General features: G+C 68.6%; 12 protein-coding genes. 5 read left to right on the top strand and 7 right to left on the bottom strand.

Annotation, left to right across the window (positions count from 1 at the left end; genetic code table 11):
- Nucleotides 1-15 precede the first annotated feature (15 nt).
- The 3 genes from ACVWYS_RS20365 to ACVWYS_RS20355 all read right to left on the bottom strand — a co-directional run bounded on the left by ACVWYS_RS20365 (nt 16) and on the right by ACVWYS_RS20355 (nt 3,074).
- Entirely contained in the window at nt 16-1,449 is a 1,434-nt protein-coding gene (locus tag ACVWYS_RS20365; RefSeq protein WP_456507999.1) for an aminobutyraldehyde dehydrogenase, read from the bottom strand.
- Nucleotides 1,450-1,567: 118 nt separating this feature from the next.
- Nucleotides 1,568-2,308 carry a cache domain-containing protein gene (locus tag ACVWYS_RS20360; protein WP_116766649.1) on the bottom strand — a complete coding sequence of 247 codons (741 nt, stop codon included), beginning with the start codon at nt 2,306-2,308 and terminating at the stop codon, nt 1,568-1,570.
- Nucleotides 2,301-3,074 (bottom strand): FadR/GntR family transcriptional regulator, encoded by a 774-nt coding sequence (locus ACVWYS_RS20355; RefSeq protein WP_456507998.1) that lies wholly within the window; start codon nt 3,072-3,074, stop codon nt 2,301-2,303. The genes ACVWYS_RS20360 and ACVWYS_RS20355 overlap by 8 nt, the downstream gene beginning before the upstream one ends.
- A gap of 335 nt (nt 3,075-3,409) precedes the next feature.
- Between ACVWYS_RS20355 and ACVWYS_RS20350 the strand changes: the two genes are divergently transcribed.
- Nucleotides 3,410-4,615: a CaiB/BaiF CoA transferase family protein gene (locus ACVWYS_RS20350; protein WP_456509106.1), complete on the top strand. Its 1,206-nt coding sequence runs from the start codon at nt 3,410-3,412 to the stop codon at nt 4,613-4,615.
- Here the strand turns inward: ACVWYS_RS20350 and ACVWYS_RS20345 are convergent.
- Nucleotides 4,584-6,179: a PucR family transcriptional regulator gene (locus ACVWYS_RS20345; protein WP_456507997.1), complete on the bottom strand. Its 1,596-nt coding sequence runs from the start codon at nt 6,177-6,179 to the stop codon at nt 4,584-4,586. The genes ACVWYS_RS20350 and ACVWYS_RS20345 overlap by 32 nt on opposite strands.
- Before the next feature lie 113 nt (nt 6,180-6,292).
- Here ACVWYS_RS20345 and ACVWYS_RS20340 point away from each other — a divergent pair, with 113 nt between their 5' ends.
- From ACVWYS_RS20340 to ACVWYS_RS20325, 4 genes are read left to right on the top strand one after another with little or no spacing between them, the layout of a single operon-like run.
- On the top strand, nt 6,293-7,687 hold the full coding sequence (locus ACVWYS_RS20340) for an aminotransferase class III-fold pyridoxal phosphate-dependent enzyme (protein WP_456507996.1): 1,395 nt from the start codon (nt 6,293-6,295) through the stop codon (nt 7,685-7,687).
- Nucleotides 7,688-7,719: 32 nt separating this feature from the next.
- Nucleotides 7,720-8,880 (top strand): acyl-CoA dehydrogenase family protein, encoded by a 1,161-nt coding sequence (locus ACVWYS_RS20335; protein ID WP_344367368.1) that lies wholly within the window; start codon nt 7,720-7,722, stop codon nt 8,878-8,880.
- Nucleotides 8,881-8,904: 24 nt separating this feature from the next.
- Nucleotides 8,905-10,386, top strand: a complete 1,482-nt coding sequence (locus tag ACVWYS_RS20330) for an aldehyde dehydrogenase family protein (protein WP_456507995.1) — start codon at nt 8,905-8,907, stop codon at nt 10,384-10,386.
- Nucleotides 10,387-10,416: 30 nt separating this feature from the next.
- A complete protein-coding gene (locus ACVWYS_RS20325; RefSeq protein ID WP_456507994.1) occupies nt 10,417-11,289 on the top strand; it encodes a 3-hydroxyacyl-CoA dehydrogenase family protein in 873 nt (290 codons plus the stop codon).
- Nucleotides 11,290-11,334: 45 nt separating this feature from the next.
- Here ACVWYS_RS20325 and ACVWYS_RS20320 read toward each other — a convergent pair whose 3' ends face one another.
- Genes ACVWYS_RS20320 through ACVWYS_RS20310 form a run of 3 tightly spaced genes read right to left on the bottom strand, consistent with a single transcriptional unit; the run spans nt 11,335 to nt 17,314 of the window.
- Entirely contained in the window at nt 11,335-14,868 is a 3,534-nt protein-coding gene (locus ACVWYS_RS20320) for an ATP-binding protein (protein ID WP_456507993.1), read from the bottom strand.
- Nucleotides 14,865-15,839, bottom strand: a complete 975-nt coding sequence (locus tag ACVWYS_RS20315) for a DUF4194 domain-containing protein (protein ID WP_456507992.1) — start codon at nt 15,837-15,839, stop codon at nt 14,865-14,867. Before ACVWYS_RS20315 ends, ACVWYS_RS20320 begins: the two co-directional genes overlap by 4 nt.
- A gap of 2 nt (nt 15,840-15,841) precedes the next feature.
- Complete coding sequence (locus tag ACVWYS_RS20310) at nt 15,842-17,314, bottom strand: DUF3375 family protein (protein ID WP_116766657.1); 1,473 nt, start codon at nt 17,312-17,314, stop codon at nt 15,842-15,844.
- Nucleotides 17,315-17,399 lie beyond the last annotated feature (85 nt).

Raw genomic sequence — 17,399 nt, 5'->3', positions numbered from 1 at the left:
GGCTCGCGGGGCGGCTTAACCGATGTAGCTCATGACGTGCTTGATCCGGGTGTAGTCCTCCAGCCCGTACATGGACAGGTCCTTGCCGTACCCGGAGTGCTTGAATCCGCCGTGGGGCATCTCGGCCACCAGCGGGATGTGGGTGTTGATCCAGACGCAGCCGAAGTCCAGGCGCTTGGCGAACTGCATGGCCCGGGTGTGGTCCTTGGTCCACACGGAGGAGGCCAGCCCGTAGTCGACGTCGTTGGCCATGGCCAGGGCTTCGGCGTCGGTGGAGAACTTCTGCACCGTGACGATGGGGCCGAACACCTCGCTCTGGACGAGTTCGTCGTCCTGGTTAAGCCCGGACACCACGGTGGCCTCGTGGAAGTAGCCCACCCCTCCGTGGCGTTTGCCGCCGACTTCAACGGTGGCGTGTTCCGGCAGCCGCTCCAGGAATCCGGCGACGCGCTGAAGATGGTCGGCGCTGCTGAGCGCGCCGTACAGGATGCCGTCCTCGGCGGGGCCGCCGGTCTTGGCGTTGCGCCGCACTTCCTCGGCAAAAGCAGCCACGAACTCATCGTGGATGTCCTCGTGCACGAGCAGCCGCGTGGCCGCGGTGCAATCCTGGCCGGCGTTGTAGAACGACGCCGGGACGATCCCCGCCACGGCGGTGGCGATGTCGACGTCGTCGAACACGATGACCGGGGCTTTGCCGCCCAGCTCGAGGTGAACGCGCTTGACGTCGGCGGCGGCCGCTCCGGCCACCTCCATGCCGGCCCGCACGCTGCCGGTGATGGACACCATTTCCGGAGCCTCGTCGGCCACCAGGGCCTTGCCGGTCTCACGGTCCCCCAGCACCACGTTGAACGCGCCGGCAGGGAGGAATTCGCTGGCCAGTTCGGCAAACAGCAGGGTGGAGCTCGGTGTGGAATCGGAGGGTTTGAGGACTACGGTATTACCCGCCGCAAGCGCGGGAATGACCTTCCATGCGGCCATCATCAGCGGATAGTTCCAGGGGGCCACCTGGCCGATGACGCCGATGGGCTCGCGCCGGATCGAGGAACTGTGGTCCGCGAGGTACTCGGCGGTGGCGCGCCCTTCCAGGGTCCGGGCTGCGCCGGCGAAGAAGCGGATCTGGTCCACGAGTACGTCGATCTCATCCGGGACAATCCCGGCCCGGGGCTTGCCGGTGTCGGCGCATTCGAGGTCGGCCAGTTCCTCGGCCCGGGCCTCGACGGCGTCGGCAATGTGCAGCAGCGCCCGCTGGCGCTCTGCGGGAGTGGTTTCGCTCCAGATTTCAAACGCCGCCGCGGCCGCCGCGTAGGCGGCAGCGACGTCGGCGGCGGTGGAAACGGGCGTTGTGGCGATGACTTCTTCGGTGGCCGGGTTGTGGATCTCCAGCCGGCTGGTGGCGGCCGAGTCAACAAACTGGCCGTTGACGAAGTTCCGCAAATTCCGCACGCTCATGTGGTTCCCTTCAATGAATTGGGTGGCCGGTCCGCGCCGCGAACCCTGCCACGATGTGACCTGGTTCACGGCCACATGGTGAGACTACACCTTATTCATCTGAAATGGGATGTTTAAATTATTGAGCTGTGCGCACCAGGACTTTCAGGTTGGTTCCGGGGCAGGTGATGGCGCCGGTCCAGGCCGGGCCCGCATCTGCGGCGGCAAGAGTGCCCACGGGAAGTTGCGGATCGGTGGACACAATCACCCGGCCGGCGGCGCTCACCAGAGCTGTCGGGGCGCCCACGGCGCGCATCAGCGGGAGGGCGTCCCGCTCCAGCCGGCGCACCAGGACGTCCGCGCCCACCACTCCAGCCATGGATCCGCCGACGACGACGGGCGCGGTGAGCGTGAGGATGTAGTCGCACGTGCACAAGTGGTCCACATACGGGCCCGTGATGTGCCGGGCACCGGTGGCTTCGGGAACCCGGTACCACTCCAGTGCGCTGAGGTCCCGCAGATAGTCGGCGTACTCGCGCGACGCCAGATCCAGCTGGCTCGGCTCGGTGGTGGTACCGAGGATCGGATTGTCCTCCAGCGGGCCCAGCCACCAGGCGAAATGGAGGCCCTTCCCGCGCACCACGCCCGGTGCCGCGATGAATCCGGCGCCGATCAGCAGCGGGTCGGCGGCCGTGAGTTCCGGACCGACCATAGCGTACACGGCGGGATCGATCTCTCCCGCACCCCAGGCGGTTGAGGCTTCGACCCGGCTGCGCCAGTGGTCCAGGGTTCCGAAGACGCCGTTGAACAACGCTCCGATGGCCGCGGCGCAGTTGCGCGCCCGCGCCTGCACGGAATCCGCACTGTGGTTCTCAGCCATCGGCTGCTGCTCCTTGCTCAAGACGTTCCTTGGCTGCCAGCAGCCAGGCGGAAAGGTCGCTGATCTGTGCCCGGACCGAGGCGCGGGCCGCGGCGGCGTCATGGGCGGCTATCGCCGCGGCGGTGCGTTGGTTTTGCGCATAGACCCGCGCCCGCATGACCGGGTCGGTCAGGCACAGCCACAGCATGGGGCCGAACTCGGCCTGGAGGCGGATCTGCTCGCGCACCAGGCGCGGCGACTGGCTGACGACGGCGATCTCGAGGTAGAAACCGCCGGCGTTCCGGCCGGAATCGCTGGCGGAGCTGAAGTCGGCATCGCGAAGCCAGGCGGTGAGCCGTTCGGCTTCATCGGTGGACGCGAGCTCGGCCGCCCGTTCCGCGCAGCCGGCGGCCAGCGTGCCGAAATAGACGGCGAGGTCGGCGATCTCCACCTGCGAAAGTCCGCGCAGCCGGGCCTGCAGGAGCCTTTCCGGCGTCTGTTCGGTGGCCAGCACAAAGCTGCCGCCCTCGCGTCCGCGCCGGGTCTCCACCAGCCCGGCCTCGCGGACAGCCCCGAGCGCGTCGCGCGCCGTCACGAGGGCCACGCCAAAGCGCTTGGCCAGCTCGGCCTCACTGGGCAGCCGGTCACCGGGGGCCAGCACGCCGAGCAGAATGGCATCGGTCAGCCGCTGGGCCACTTGCTCGGACCTGCCGGCGCCGGTCAGCTGGGCGAAGACGGCGGCCCGGGCCCCGCGCGACGGCATGGCGGCGGATGGTTCCTGGCTCACCGCGGCGCCTGCGGACAGCCGCGTTCCGGGCTGGCCGGAACCGAAGGATCTGCTTCCATAGCGCCACTCTATCGGCCGCGCGGGTGCACGGTCCGCCGTGGCCGCCCGCCGCAGCGCCACGCTCGTTGGCGGATGGTTGTTGTGCAGAGCAGCCAGTGCTAGGTCGGTTCATCCAATGTTCGGGTGGTTGCGCCTTGTTAGGCTTCGAATCCTTGATCAGATGCCCGGGCACGGCGATGTGCCGCGGGCACTCCACGAAGGGACTCCCCATGATTCCGACGCCCGGCGCCCAGCCCGGTTCCGCCGCCCGGGACGCCGCCCAGGAGCCCGCGGACATGCCTGCCGGACCGCTGTCGGGTCTCCTGGTGGCCGACTTCTCCCGTGTCCTGGCCGGACCGCTGGCCACCATGACGCTGGCAGATCTGGGCGCCCGGGTGATCAAGGTGGAGCGCCCCGGTGCCGGTGACGACACCCGCAGCTGGGGGCCGCCGTACTCCCCCACCGGGGCCACCTACTTTGAGAGCGCGAACCGCAACAAGGAATCCGTCTGCTTGGACCTTGCCGACCCCGGGGACCTGCAGCTGGCCAGGGAGTTGGCCCTGCGTGCCGATGTCCTGGTGGAAAACTTCAAGCCCGGCGGGATGGCGAAGCTGGGCCTGGGCTATGCGGAGCTCTCCGCCGCCAACCCCGGCCTGATCTACGCCTCGATCACGGGTTTTGGCAGCACGGGCGGGGCCAACTTGATGGGCTATGACTTCATCGTCCAGGCCCTTGGCGGACTGATGAGCATCACCGGGGAGAAAGACGGCAGCCCCACCAAGGCCGGCGTCGCGCTCGTCGACGTCCTGACGGCCAAGGACACCGCCATTGGCGTCCTTGCCGCACTGGCGGCCCGTAGAGTCTCGGGGCGCGGGGCCCACCTGGAGCTCAACCTGCTCTCGAGCCTGCAGGGCGCGCTGGCCAATCAGGGCCAGGCCTTCCTGGGCGCGGGCAAGGTTCCGCACCGGATGGGCAGCGCCCACCCCTCGATCGTGCCCTACCAGCTGCTGGAGTGTGCGGATGCGCCGCTGGCAGTGGCCTGCGGCAACGACGGACAGTTCGCCAAGCTGACCCAGGTTCTGGGCATTGCCAGGCTGGCCAGTGACCCGCGCTTTGCGACCAACAACGCGCGGGTGGAACACCGCACCGAGCTGGTGCCCCTGTTGGAGGATGCCCTGTCCGCGTCGTCTGCCCTCACCTGGCAGGGCAAGCTGATCGACGCCGGCGTCCCGGCCGGCCATGTCGCAGGCATCGACGAGGGTCTTGAGTACGCCGAGTCACTGGGACTTGAACCGACCATCGAGGTCCGCAACGCGGCCGGCCAGCCGGCCGGAAGGCAGATCCGCCATCCCATTACCTGGACGCCGGCGTTCCCGCCCCCCGCAGCGGCCCCGCCGTCGCTGGGCGAACACAGCGACCCCGTCCGGGCGTGGCTGTCCGACCGCGCTGACCGCGCTAACCAGTCCGGCGCTAGGCCCAGCGCAGTGCCAGCCAGAGGTTAGCCGCGACGTCGGGATCGTCCGGATCCGCCTGCAGCAGTTCCGCCGCTATTCCCATCCGGTGGCGCAGCGAGTTCCGGTGGATCCCCAGCTCGCGGGCGGCGCCCTCCCACTGGCCCCGGTGCCGCAGATAGGCGCGGACGGTTCCGACCAGGTCGGCGCGCTGGTACCCGCGCAGCGCCGCCACCCAGCCCTGGGCCCGCGGATCCAGGGCCCCCTCCGGTGCGTCGACAATCTGCCCGGCAGCCAGCGCACGCACCGTGGCGGCCAGCTGTCCGGCCTCCTCGTGCACCCGTTCCAGCGGCATCGGCCGGCTCAGCACGGCCGTAACAGCGGCGTTGCCGGCTCCGCCGTCGTACTGCTCCGGCTGCGCAGTGCTGCCGGCGCTGCTGCCGGCTCCGCCGTCGTACTGCTCCGGCTGCGCAGTGCTGCCGGCGCTGCCGCCGTCGCTGCCGGGAATGCCGGGAGTACCGGCGTCGCGGTATTCCGCGTCCAGCACGTAATAGCTGAGGCCGCCGGCCACGTGGCGCAGGCGGCAGGAGCGCAGGGCACCACCGGCCTCAGTCCAGCCAGCCCATCCGGTCCCGGCGCGCAGCCTCGACTCCAGCTCCCCGGAAACCGTCGCGGGATCGATCTCGCCACGCACCACCAGGAGCCGCACGGCGCCGGTGGGCGCGACGATGCCCAGGTCCGGTGCAAGGGCCCGGCCGGCGTCAACATGTCCGGTGAGGAAGAGCTTGGTCACGGCCGAGCCGAGCGCGGCAGCGGTGGCGTCGCTCTCCAGCTGCTGGGCCGCCTTGAGCGAGAGCAACACACACACCGTCATGATGATCTGCCGGTCAGCACGGGTCAGTTTGCGCCCGGCACCAATGGCCAGGAACCCGACCGTCCGCCGCCCCGCCAGCACGGGATACTCCACGACGTCGGTGCCGTGGATCTGAAACGTGGAGGCCGAATGCGTCACGGCCATGTCAAGCCGCGAGGTCTCCCTGCGCAGCTGCTCCACAATCGTGTGGTTGTCCGCCGGCCACAGTGTTTCCGCCCCGCTGTCGGCCGGAAGGTACGCCACCCAACCGCCCAGCGCCTGGGCCAGGGCCTTGACCACGGAAGGGAGCGCATCCGCCTGCGTCGCGGCCCGGGCCAGCGCCGTCTGCGTGCCGAGGCTGGCGGTCAGGTCGGCCTGGCCTTCGCGGCCCACGAGGTCCCAATAGGCGCGGGAGACGTTCATGAACGGCGTGCCGTCGGGCACCACCAGAAGCTCCAGCCCGGCCGAGGCGCAGGCGGCACTCAAAGCCGGCGGCACCTCATCCACGCCGGCCCCCAGGCCGAGGCCCAGGGCCGCGATGTTGCGCTCCACAAGTCGCCGGACGTAGGCCTGCACCTTGGCTTCTCCGCCCGAGACGGGGATGCCCGTCGTGAGGAGCAACTCGCCGCCTTCCAGATACGGCGTGGGATCGTCGAGCTCGGAGATGTGCACACCCGAGATCTGCCGCACGGCCACCGCGCCTCCCGCGGCCGGGCGGAGATCGCTGCCGAGTTGGCTGTGCAGTTGGGCCAGGCTGATCACTCGGCGGTCCTTTCAGGGCAGACACGAATCCTTTGGATATTCTAACCAAATTGGACTCAAAATTGGATGCACCATCCAATGTCAGGCGAGGGAGGGCACACTACCTTGTCTACATGACCAGTTCCACAGACAGCCTCCCCCAGACCCGTCACCTTGCCACCGCCATTCCCGGCCCCGTCTCCACAGCCCTGCACCGCGAGCGCGAAGCGCAGGTCAGCTCCGGCTTCGGCGTGACCATGCCCGTCTTCATCAACCGTGCCTCCGGTGGAATCCTGGAAGATGTTGACGGCAACCGCATCATCGACTTCGCCTCCGGCATCGCCGTGACCAGCGTGGGCGCCGTGAACGCCCAGGTCCAGGCGCACGTGGCCGCCCAGATGGCCCGGTTCACCCACACCTGTTTCATGGTGACCGAGTACGATTCCTTCACGCAGGTGGCCGCGTGGCTGAACGCGCATGTCCCGGGAGACTTCCAAAAGCGCACCGCACTCTTCTCCACCGGCGCGGAAGCCGTGGAAAATGCCGTCAAGATTGCCCGCGCTGCCACGGGCCGGGAACGCGTGCTGGTATTCGACGACGCCTACCACGGCCGCTCTCTCCTCACGATGGCCATGACCGCCAAGGTCAACCCGTACAAGAAGAACTTCGGCCCGTTCCCGGGAGAGGTCTTCCGCGCTCCCACGGCCACCCGCTTGTGGGCCAGAGGCGGCGGGGACGCCACGGCGGCCACCGCCCTGGCTGGCGTCGAGGCGCTGCTGCTGGAGAACGATCCCCGGTCGTTTGCCGCCATGGTCATCGAACCCATCCAGGGTGAAGGCGGCTTCCTGGTGCCCGCCCCCGGCTTCCTGGCCGGACTGCGGGAGCTGGCCACCAAATACGGCATCGTGCTGGTGATGGACGAGATCCAGACCGGCATGGGGCGCACCGGCAGGCTCTTTGCGAGCGAGCACGAAGGCGTCGCCGGCGACCTCACCCTGACCGCCAAGGCCCTGGCGGGCGGCCTGCCGCTGAGCGCGGTCACCGGACGGGCCGAGCTCATGAACGCCCCGCACGCCGGCGGCCTGGGCGGCACGTACGCCGGAAACCCGGTGGCGTGCTCCGCCGCGCTGGGCGTCTTCGAGGCCTTCGAAGACGGCACGCTGCTGGCGAACGCCGTGACCATCGAGGCAACCGCCCGCGAGGTGCTGCAGCCCCTCGTCGACAGCACGGCCATCATTGCCGAGTTCCGCGGCCGCGGCGCCATGCTCGCCGTCGAATTCGCGGACAAGGACACGCTGGAACCGCGCGCCGATCTTGCGGCCCAGGTGGCGGCCGCCTGCCACCGGCAGGGCGTCCTGGTCCTGGTCTGCGGCACCCACGGCAATGTGATCCGGTTGCTGCCGCCCCTGGTCATTGGTCCGGACTTGATCCGGGACGGCCTCGGCGTGCTGCGCAACGCCATCGTGGCCGCCAATGCCGCTCAGACAGACACGGACACCGCCAGTGCCGCGGCACTGGCAGCCGTCTAAGTCCCCAGCCCCGCAAACTCTTGGAGAACACCATGAACGAATCCTCTGACCTGCTGAACATCGACTCCCTCTTCACCCCCGAAGAACTGGCCATGCGGGACAAGGTGCGGTCCTTTGTGGACAGCACCATCCGGCCCAATATCGCCGCCTGGTACGAGCAGGCCATCTTCCCGGTCGAGATCATCAAGGACATGGCCGGGCTGGGCCTGCTCGGCATGCATTTGAAGGGTTACGGCTGCCCGGGCCGTTCCGCCGTGGAATACGGCATCGCCGCCATGGAACTTGAGGCAGGCGATTCAGGCCTGCGCACCTTCGTCAGCGTGCAGGGCTCCCTCGCGATGAGCGCCATCTACAAGCACGGCTCCGAGGAGCAGAAGAACCAGTGGCTGCCCAGGATGGCCGCCGGCGACGTCGTCGGCTGCTTCGGCCTGACGGAACCCACGGCCGGCTCCGATCCCGGCAGCATGAAGACCTTCGCCCGCCGCGACGGGGACGGCTGGGTCATCAACGGCTCCAAGCGCTGGATCGGCCTGGCCTCGATCGCCCAGATCGCCATCATCTGGGCCATGACCGACGACGGCGTACGCGGCTTCATCGTGCCCACCGACACCCCCGGGTTCAAGGCCACCCCGATTGAGCCCAAGCTCTCCATGCGCGCCTCCATCCAGTGCGACATCGAACTGAGCGAGGTCCGCCTCCCGTCCACCGCGATACTGCCGAACGCCAAGGGACTCCGCGGTCCGTTCGAGTGCCTCAATGAAGCCCGCTACGGCATCATATGGGGAGCCATGGGGGCCGCGCGCGACAGCTACGAGACGGCCGTCAGCTACTCGCAGGAGCGCCTGCAGTTCGACAAGCCCCTGGCGGGCTACCAGCTGACCCAGGAAAAGCTGGTCAACATGGCCCTGGAAATCAACAAGGGCATGCTCCTGGCACTGCAGATCGGCCGCCTCAAGGAAGCCGGCCAGCTCAAGCCGCACCACATCTCCGTAGGAAAGCTCAACAACTGCCGCGAGGCCATCCAGATCTGCCGTGATGCCCGCGCCATGCTGGGCGGCAACGGCATCACGCTGGACTATTCGCCGCTGCGGCACGCCAACAACCTCGAATCCGTTCGCACGTATGAGGGCACCGACGAGGTCCACACCCTGATCCTCGGCAACCACATCACCGGCATCCCGGCCTTCCGCTAAGGCGCAGCCAGTAAAGGAACAGCAATGACTACAGCAGTCGAACTGCAGCATTACGTCTCGGGCACCTGGTTTCAGGGCGACGGAGGCCTCATCACCTCCGTCAATCCCGCCCGCCCGGCCGAGACGGTGGCGCACGGCCTGCAGGCCGGACCGGCCGACGTCGACCGCGCCATGGCCAGCGCTGTAGCGGCGAAGCATGGCTGGGCCCGCACCCCGGCCCATGAACGCGGCGCAGTGCTGCTGCGCACGGCGGCGATCCTGGAAGCGAACTCGCAGGCCTGGGGGCTGGAGCTGGCCCGTGAGGAAGGAAAGACGCTGGCCGAGGGCCAGGGCGAGGTGCTGCGCGCCGCGCAGATTTTCCGCTACTACGGCAACGACGGCGACCGCGAAGCCGGGGCGATCTACGCCTCCCCGCGGCGGGGCGAAAAGATCTTCGTCACGCGCAAACCACTGGGAGTGGTGGGCGTCGTGACGCCGTTCAACTTCCCCATCGCCATCCCGGCCTGGAAGATCGCCCCCGCCCTGACATACGGCAACACGGTGGTCTGGAAGCCGGCCAGCACGGTGCCCCTGCTCGCCATGCGGCTGACCCAGTCGCTGGAACAGGCCGGCCTGCCCGCCGGCGTCCTGAATCTGGTGATTGGCCCCGGCGCCATCGGGACCGCGTTGGTGGAGCATCCGGCGCTGGACGGGCTGTCATTCACCGGCTCCACCGGCGTGGGCCGCACCCTGGCCGCCGCGGCGGCGGGCCGCGGCGTGCCGATCCAGGCGGAAATGGGCGGGAAGAACGCCGCCATCGTCCTGGCCGACGCGGACCTCGAACTAGCCGCGGAACAGGTCATGCTCGGCGCTTTCCGCTCCACAGGGCAGAAGTGCACGGCGACGTCGCGGCTGATCGTGGCGGACGCCGTCGCGGATGAATTCCTCGCCGGGCTGGCCGCCCGGGCCCAGTCCCTGCTGGTGGGCGACCCCGCAGATCCGTCCACCCAGATGGGACCCGTCGTCAGCGCCGACGCCCGGGCATCCATCCAGCGCGGCATCGCGACGGCGCTGGACCAGGGCGCCGGGCTGCTGACGGGCGGCCTCCCCTATGACGACGCGGCCCGGGCCGAAGGCCACTTCGTTGCCCCGACGATCCTGGAGCTCACGGGGGCACGCCACGCTGATGTCTGGCGCGATGAGCTCTTTGGGCCCGTGCTCAGCGTCCGCCGGGCAGCCTCAACGCAGGAAGCCTTTGACCTGGCCAATGACAGCGATTTCGGGCTCTCCGCAGCACTCTTCACGCAGGACGTCACCCTGGCGCTGGAGGGAATGGAGGAACTGGACGTCGGGATCCTGCACGTGAACTCCGAATCGGCCGGCGCCGATCCCCATGTGCCGTTCGGCGGGGCCAAGAAGAGCGGCTACGGCCCCAAGGAGCAGGGGCAGAGCGCCAAGGAGTTCTACACGCACACCACCACCGTCTACCTTCGGGGCGGCCGGCCCCTGTCCGGCGCACAGTCCTAGCAGTCCGTCCCCACCGAACCGGAGAAAACGATGCCACCCCCCACCACCATTACGCATGTTCTCGTTATCGGCGCCGGCGCCATGGGGTCCCAGATCGCGCTGACCGCTGCCCTGGCCGGGTACACCACCACCGTGCAGGACGTGTCGCCGAGCCAACTGGACGGCGCTGCGGCCCAACTGCGTGAACGCACGGACAAAATGGTGAAATCCGGAAGACTGGCCGCAGAGCACGCCGAGCGCGCCCATGACCGGCTGGCGTTCAGCACCGATCTTGACGCAGTGGCGCCCGCTGCCGACTTTGTCATTGAGGCCGCCACCGAACGGCTGGAAACCAAGAAGGCCATCTTTGCCCGGCTGGGCCGGCTCGCCCCGCCACACGCCATCCTGGCGACCAACTCCTCCACGATCGGCTCCTCCGCCGTGGCCGCGGCCAGCGGCCGGCCCGGACAGGTGTGCAATATGCACTTCTTCAATCCCGTGCTGGTCATGGAATGCGTGGAAGTGGTCCGCCATGCCGGAACGTCCCGGGAAACCGTGGAGACCACCCTCGAACTGGCCCGCAGCCTGGGCAAGGCACCTGTGCTGATCAACCGGGAGGTGCCGGGGTTCGTGGCCAACCGGTTGATGGGCGCCGTGCAAAAGGAGGCACTCGCGCTGCTGGCCGGCGGTGTGGCGAGCATGGAAGACATCGACGCCACGGCCAAGACCGCGCTACGGCATCCGATGGGGCCATTTGAGCTGATGGACCTGGTGGGGCTGGACGTTGTGGACTACATCGCCCAGGCCACGTATGCGGCGACCGGCGACCCGGCTGACGCCCCGGACGAGTCTGTTGCCGCCCTCGTCAGGGCCGGGAAGCTGGGCCGCAAGTCGGGCTCCGGCTGGTACAGCTACTCCCGGTGAGCCTGCTCCGCCCCGGCCCTTAGCCCCAGCACAAGCATCGTCGGGTCAGCGCAGGACTATGTCCACCGGGTTTGCCTCGGACCGCCAGGTGCCCTCGGTTCCCGGACGCGGAGCAATCACGGGCGCGGTCAGGACTCCGGAACGGTTGGTGCGCTTGTCCCGGAGGATCTCCGTCACCGACCCCAGGTGACGGGAGAGGTCGATCACGTTCTCCGGCGCGGCCAGCAGGAGCTGGAAGCCGAACTCGTGCAGGGCCTTGATGCCCGCGCCGGCGAATTCCTCCGAGGCGAGCACGAAGGCCTCGTCCATCATGACGGTGCCGTAGGTGGTGAAGCCCTGCTCGGCGATGCCCAGCTGGTAGCTCAGTGCCGCGGCCATGATGAACGCGGTGAAGCGCTGCCGCTCGCCGCCGGACATGGACCCGGTGTCCGCGTGCATGAAGACCTCGGTCTTCTTCGCGGCCTTCCCTTCCCCCTTGGGACCTGCCGTCTTGGACCCGGCGCCCCGGGCACCGCTGCCCTGCACTTCGCGGTGCTCCTTGCACTGGATGAACAGGTGCCCGCGGACGTCCAGCACCTCGGCCCGCCAGCGCCGGTCCTCCGGGGTCTGTGAGCCGAGCCGCTTCACCAGCGTTTCGAGGGACTTGTAGCGGTTGGTGAGCTCGGCGTCGTCGTCCGCCTCCGTCCCGGAGGCCCCGGCCGCCGCGGGCTTGCCCGGCCGGGTGTGCCGGACCTTGAGCGCGTTCTGGATGGCGTCCTTGAACTGCTTCGCCGTCGGGGGCAGTGTCTGCTTGATGTCGAGTTCCAGGAAGCTGCCTTCGTGGAAGTTGACCTCGGACAGGATGCCGTTCAGCGGCAGGATGCGGCTCGTAATGGAGCGGCGTTCCTCATCCAGCAGGTGCAGCAGAGTGCTAAAGGATTCGTGCGTGCGCTGGTTGAAGAACTGCCGGAACTCGGCCTCCTGGGCGGGCAGTCCGTCGCTGACAATCGCGTGGTAGCGGGATTCGAACTCCCCCGCGGCGCCGATCGACGTGCCGTGGTCCGCGGAAATCGCCGTGCCCCATTCGCGGACGAAGCCCTCGAAGATGCGGGTGAGACGCTCCGAGGTCGCCTGCCCGCGGGACTCGGCCGCGTGCAGTTCGGCCAGGAGCCGGGTGCGGACCTGGTTGGCGAGGTTGTCCAGCTCGTACATTTCCCGGACGTCACCGACGCCGGTGAAGTACGGTTCCAGCGCGGCGGCGCTGGTGTCCGAGGGCGGCGACTGCGCCAGCCGGTCACGTGCACCGTCGAGCAGTGAATCAGCCTCAGTCAGCCGCGAATCAAGAGCCTTGTACTCGCTCTGCAGCACGGCCGCCGCCTCCGTGCTGGACTGGTGCTTCTGCCGCACGGCCTCGATGTTGGCCCGCAGCGGTTCGAGGTCCGCCTGCGCGGCGAGGGCGTCCTTGAGGCGCTGCTCGATCCGTGCCAGCTCCTCCGCGGCCACGGCTGCCGAGACCTGGTCCCAGGGCCGGTGGTCCTCGGCCACCCGGCGCAGGGCCTCCAACTGCCGGGTCATGCCCTGGTGCGACTCTTCCCGGGTTTGCGCGAGCTCGGCGGCCTTGGCCAGCTCCTGCTGCAGGTCCTCCACCTGTGCCGCCACAAGCTCCAGCTTGGCGGCGTTGTCAAAACCAAGGACGTAATCCTGGCGGGACGTGAAGCGGTCGTCCTTTTCCACCGTGTGGCGGTTGCGTTTGACCACGCCGCCCAGGCTCAGGCCCTTGTCGAGGCCGGCGAGCTCGTCCGGGTCTTCCACGCAGGGGTAGGCGAAGTCGAGCGCAATCCGTTCGCGGAGCCAGACGCTGGCGTCCGCCAGCGTGTGGGCCTGAGGGCCAGCGGGCAGCCCGGCGTCGGTGAGGAAACTGAGCTTGGTCAGCAGGTCGCCGTCTGCCACGTCCTCGACGGCCAGTGCACCGCCGGCCAGTGGCCGGGAGACGTCCACGGCTCGCAGCGCCCCTCGCACGGAGTGGTCGTTGAGGTACCGGGTCACGGCGGCAAAGTGCTCTCCCGGGACCAGCAGCGTTGTGGCAAGGCTCCGGAGCGCGCGCTCGGCGGCCGGGCGCCACTGTTCCTGGCCCTCGGCGAGGTCGATCAGTTCGCCGCCAAAGGGCATGTGCTCTTCCGGAACCCCGGTGGCCGCCGCGATGGCGCTGCGGTTTTCAATGCTCGACGGCGGCAGCAGCGACTTGCGCGTCTTCAGCGACACCAGTTCCTGCTGGGCCGCGGCAAGCTCGCGCTTCTTGGTCGCATGGCCGTCAAACGCCTCGAACCTCAGCTCCCTGAGGGCCTCGGAATCGTCCTGGAGTTCGGCCGAGCGCGCGGCGGCATGGGCGTGGGCCTGGTCCCAGCCGGCGGCCGACCACTGAAGGTCCAGTCCGGCGTCGGAGAGCGCCCTGCGGGCCGCTTCCTCCACCTCCTGGCGGAGCTTGAGCCCCACCCGGGCGTTCTCCAGCGACTGCTCGATCGCGGAGATCGCGTTGCCGCCCTGGTTGTTGTACTCGCCCTCGAGTTGCCGAAGCTCCTTGGCGAAGCCGTCGCGGACCGCGCGTTCGGCGGCGAGGTCGCTGGCTTTGGCCTGGGCGAGCTCCTTCAACCGGGCCAGGGTCTTCTCGTGGACCGTGACGGCGAGCTGCTGCTTGTAGGCCTCGAATTCCTCGCCGGAAAGCTCCCGCAGCCGGTTCGCGTCCAACAGCGCCTGCGCATACTCCTTGTTCAGCCCGGGGACGGGTGCCAGCTGGTCACGCTGCTGCCGGACGTCCTCGAGGCGCTGCCGGATGGACATGAGGTTGCTGAATTCCTCGACGACGTCGTCGGCGGCGGCCAGCGTGGCGGGTGCATCGAGGACCTGATCGCGGAAGAAGGTGTTCACGCTGCCGCCGAGTCCCTTGCCGGCCTGGATGACGCGCAGCAGCGGCAGGGCCTGGTCCGAGTTGATCCCCAGGAGGCGGCGGAAGCGTTCGGCGAACGCCTTGTGGACATCGAAGATCTGGGCATCCGGGAAGATCGCGTCCAGTGCGGACTTGGTGAACCGCTTGTCCGCGATGCCCTCGATCGCTGCGAGGTCCAGCGGCTTGTTGTCGATCAGGTAGTACCGGCCGACGCTGGATTCCGTGCCGTTCTTGGGGAGGTCGAACAGCGCCGAGACCGTGACTTTGGTGCCGACGGCGTTGTCGAACGTCAGGGCGACGGCGGACCAGGTCGCCCCGGGGCGCTGGAAGGCGCTTGCCGAGCCCTCCCCGACCGCCTTGTCGCCCACTTTGCCGCGCATGTACGTGAACGTGGTGCGCTTGTCCTCGACAGCACCCCCGACCCGTTGTGCCGCGGCTTCATTGGAGCGCGGACGGGCATCGAAGACCCGAAGCATGGCGTCGAACAGCGTGGACTTGCCGACCCCGGAGTTGCCGGTCAGCAGGGTGCCGTTGCGGTCCACGTGCATTGTGTGGGCGCCATGGAACGTGCCCCAGTTGACCACCTGCACGAGGGCCAGGCGCATCTGGCCGGGGTTCGTGAGCTCGCCCATCGGCAGCATGGTTGCGATGCTCACTTGTTGGCCTCATTTCTTTCCGTGGTTGCGTTGGACGCCGACGGCGATGCCGCCCCCGCCCCTTCGCCGGACGGCTCTGCTGCAAGCAGCAGGCCGTCCGGCTCCGACAGGCCCGATGCCACTCCCGGGGCGGCATCGCCGTCGTCGTCAGTGTCGTCCTCCGCGCTTGCCGGCGCGTCGCCGTCGAGTTCAATCAGGGGTTCCGTGCCGGACTGGTCGGTGCTGGCTGCTACCAGGGCTTGGATGTGGGCCGGGATGTCGCCGATGTTCTCGAACGGGAGGGCCAGGGGGAGGGCGTTGGAGATGGTGTAGACCTCGTCCAGGCCGGTGGTGAGCAGGAGCTGGCGGGCCAGGAGTTTGGTGATGGCGCGGTTGACGACGTCGGAGTCGCGGAGGGCGTCCTGCTGGCCGGAGGGCTGGTAGTGGGCCACGAGGTCGGCGATTTCCTCGCGCGTGATCGTAGGGTCGGTCTGGGCGGTGACGTGGCGGTCCAGGAGCAGGCGCAGGCGGAGCAGGACGATGGTTTCGACCCGGCTCAGGGCGCGCTGCTGCCGCAGGATGCTGGACCGGGTGTTGCCGCCGATCGCCTCGGGGTCCACGGGGCGCAGGACGGCGACCTTGCGCTCGTGGTCCAGCTGCAGGGTCAGGAAGAGCTCGGAGAGGCGACTGCGCAGGATCAGCTGGTTGTCCAGAAGCGTGGTCCAGAGCTTTTCGTCGCGGCCGCCGTCGATGTACGGGCCCTTGAGGAGCTTCACGAGCGCCTGCCGGACCTTCATCGGAAGCACGCCCGTGTCGCCCGGGAAGAGCGCGGCGCCGTCGACGAAGGTGTCCCGCGGGGTGACTGTGAAGGGGGCGGCGTGGACGTGCTGGGCGGGCTCGTCGGCTGATGCAGCCGGTGCGGCCGGGGCGGGCTCCGGGGCCGTGTCCACCGTGTCCGCTGCGTCAGGCGCTTCTTGGGAGAGTTCGGTCATCTTCAATCCTTCGTGAGCGTGACGACAGGCAGGAATGCCGTGCGGGTGGTGCCGTCGATTTGTTCGAATTCGATGGGCCCCCAGGCCTCGCGGTCGAACCCGGCGCCGTCGTGGAGGGTCTGCGAGAGCAGGGCCCGGATGGAGTTGATGTGGCGTTCCCCGGCGGGGAGCTGCGCCCAGGCCTCGGCCAGGGTTGAGGCTCCGGCGAGCGCGGCGCGGATGGCTTCCGGTTTGGCTTTGGCGGTTCGGGGCGAGCGAGCGCGGTCCGAGTCGGAGAAAGCGATGGGGTCGGCCAGTTTGGGCGGTGCCGCGAACTCGTCCGGGTCGAAGAGCTTGACCATGGCCAGGGACTCGAAGCCGGCGCTGTACAGCACCGGGCCGGGGACCAGGCCGGGACGTTCGCGCTCGTAGGGCAGCGAGCGGATGGCCTGCTCAGCCTCCCGTAGGACCTTGCGGAGCCGGACGGACTGGCGGAAGTCGTCGCTCTGGACGTACGTGTTGAGGCTCTCGCTGAGCTTGCCGTAGATCCTCTGGATCTGGCTGTGCTGGCTGCGGAGTTCGGCCACCAGGTTCTTGAGGGTCTCGCGTTCGTCGTGGCTAAGTTCGTCCGCGAACTGACGGCTCAGGACTTCGCCGATCGCGGACCGGAACCGCAGCTGCTGTTGCGGGTCCTCCAGGAACGCGGTGAAGGAGCGGAAGGTCCGGCCTTCGGGACTCTGCCGGAGCCGCTTGTCGGCCTCGAGCACCTGGGCCATGGTGGCCCCCTTGCTGAGGGATTCCTCGATGATCTGGTTGCGAAGGTCCCCCACGAGCTCTTCGATCCGGTCACGCATCTTCTTGTAGTCCGCGGGCAGGCTTGCGGCGAGGTCCAAGATGTTGCCGGCGGCTTCCACGGCCTCGTCGTCGTCGAGAAGTCCGTCGAAGTCCCCGGAGCTGATGTCCTCCATCAGCTGGCGGCGCTCGTCGATCTCCTCTTCGAGGGATTCGAGCCGCGCGCTCTGGTCCGGGTTGGTCTCGTTGGCGAGTTTCTCGACGTCGCCCAGCAGGGTGCCGAGCCGGGAACCGTTCAGCGTGGACCGTTCGCTGGAGAGGCTGTCCAGAAAGGCAAGCACGCGGGCGGCGGGTTCGGTGACTTCGTAAACGATCTGACCCGACTGGTTCCGGCGGGTCAGGAAGTTCTTGCGGGTCCACTCGTCCGCGTACTTCTTGCCGGATGGCGTGCCGTTGGCCGGGCCGCTCTGCTGCTCTCCCGTGCCGGGGGCCTGCCGGCGCAGCTGCTCAAGGAAGGCGTCGACGTCGGCGTGGAACTCCTCGAGCGGCAGCTGGGCGCGGGTGCGCGTAAAGGATGCCTGAAGCACGGCGATCACCCACGGCGCCGAGCGCGTGAGGGCCCAGGCGGGTCCCTTGGTGAGCAGTTCGAGGTCCCGGAGCCGGGCACTGATGGCGTCGGCTGATGACACGGCGGAGCGGGACACGCACTCTCCTTCGGCTGCCAGAGGCTGGTTGGGGTTGGTGTTGCGGGGCAGCGGATTCGAAAAACTGCCAGCTACAAGGTTAACG

Source organism: Arthrobacter sp. TE12231 (assembly GCF_054062895.1).
Note: the sequence above shows the minus strand (reverse complement) of the source record. Positions and strands in the feature narration are given on the sequence as shown.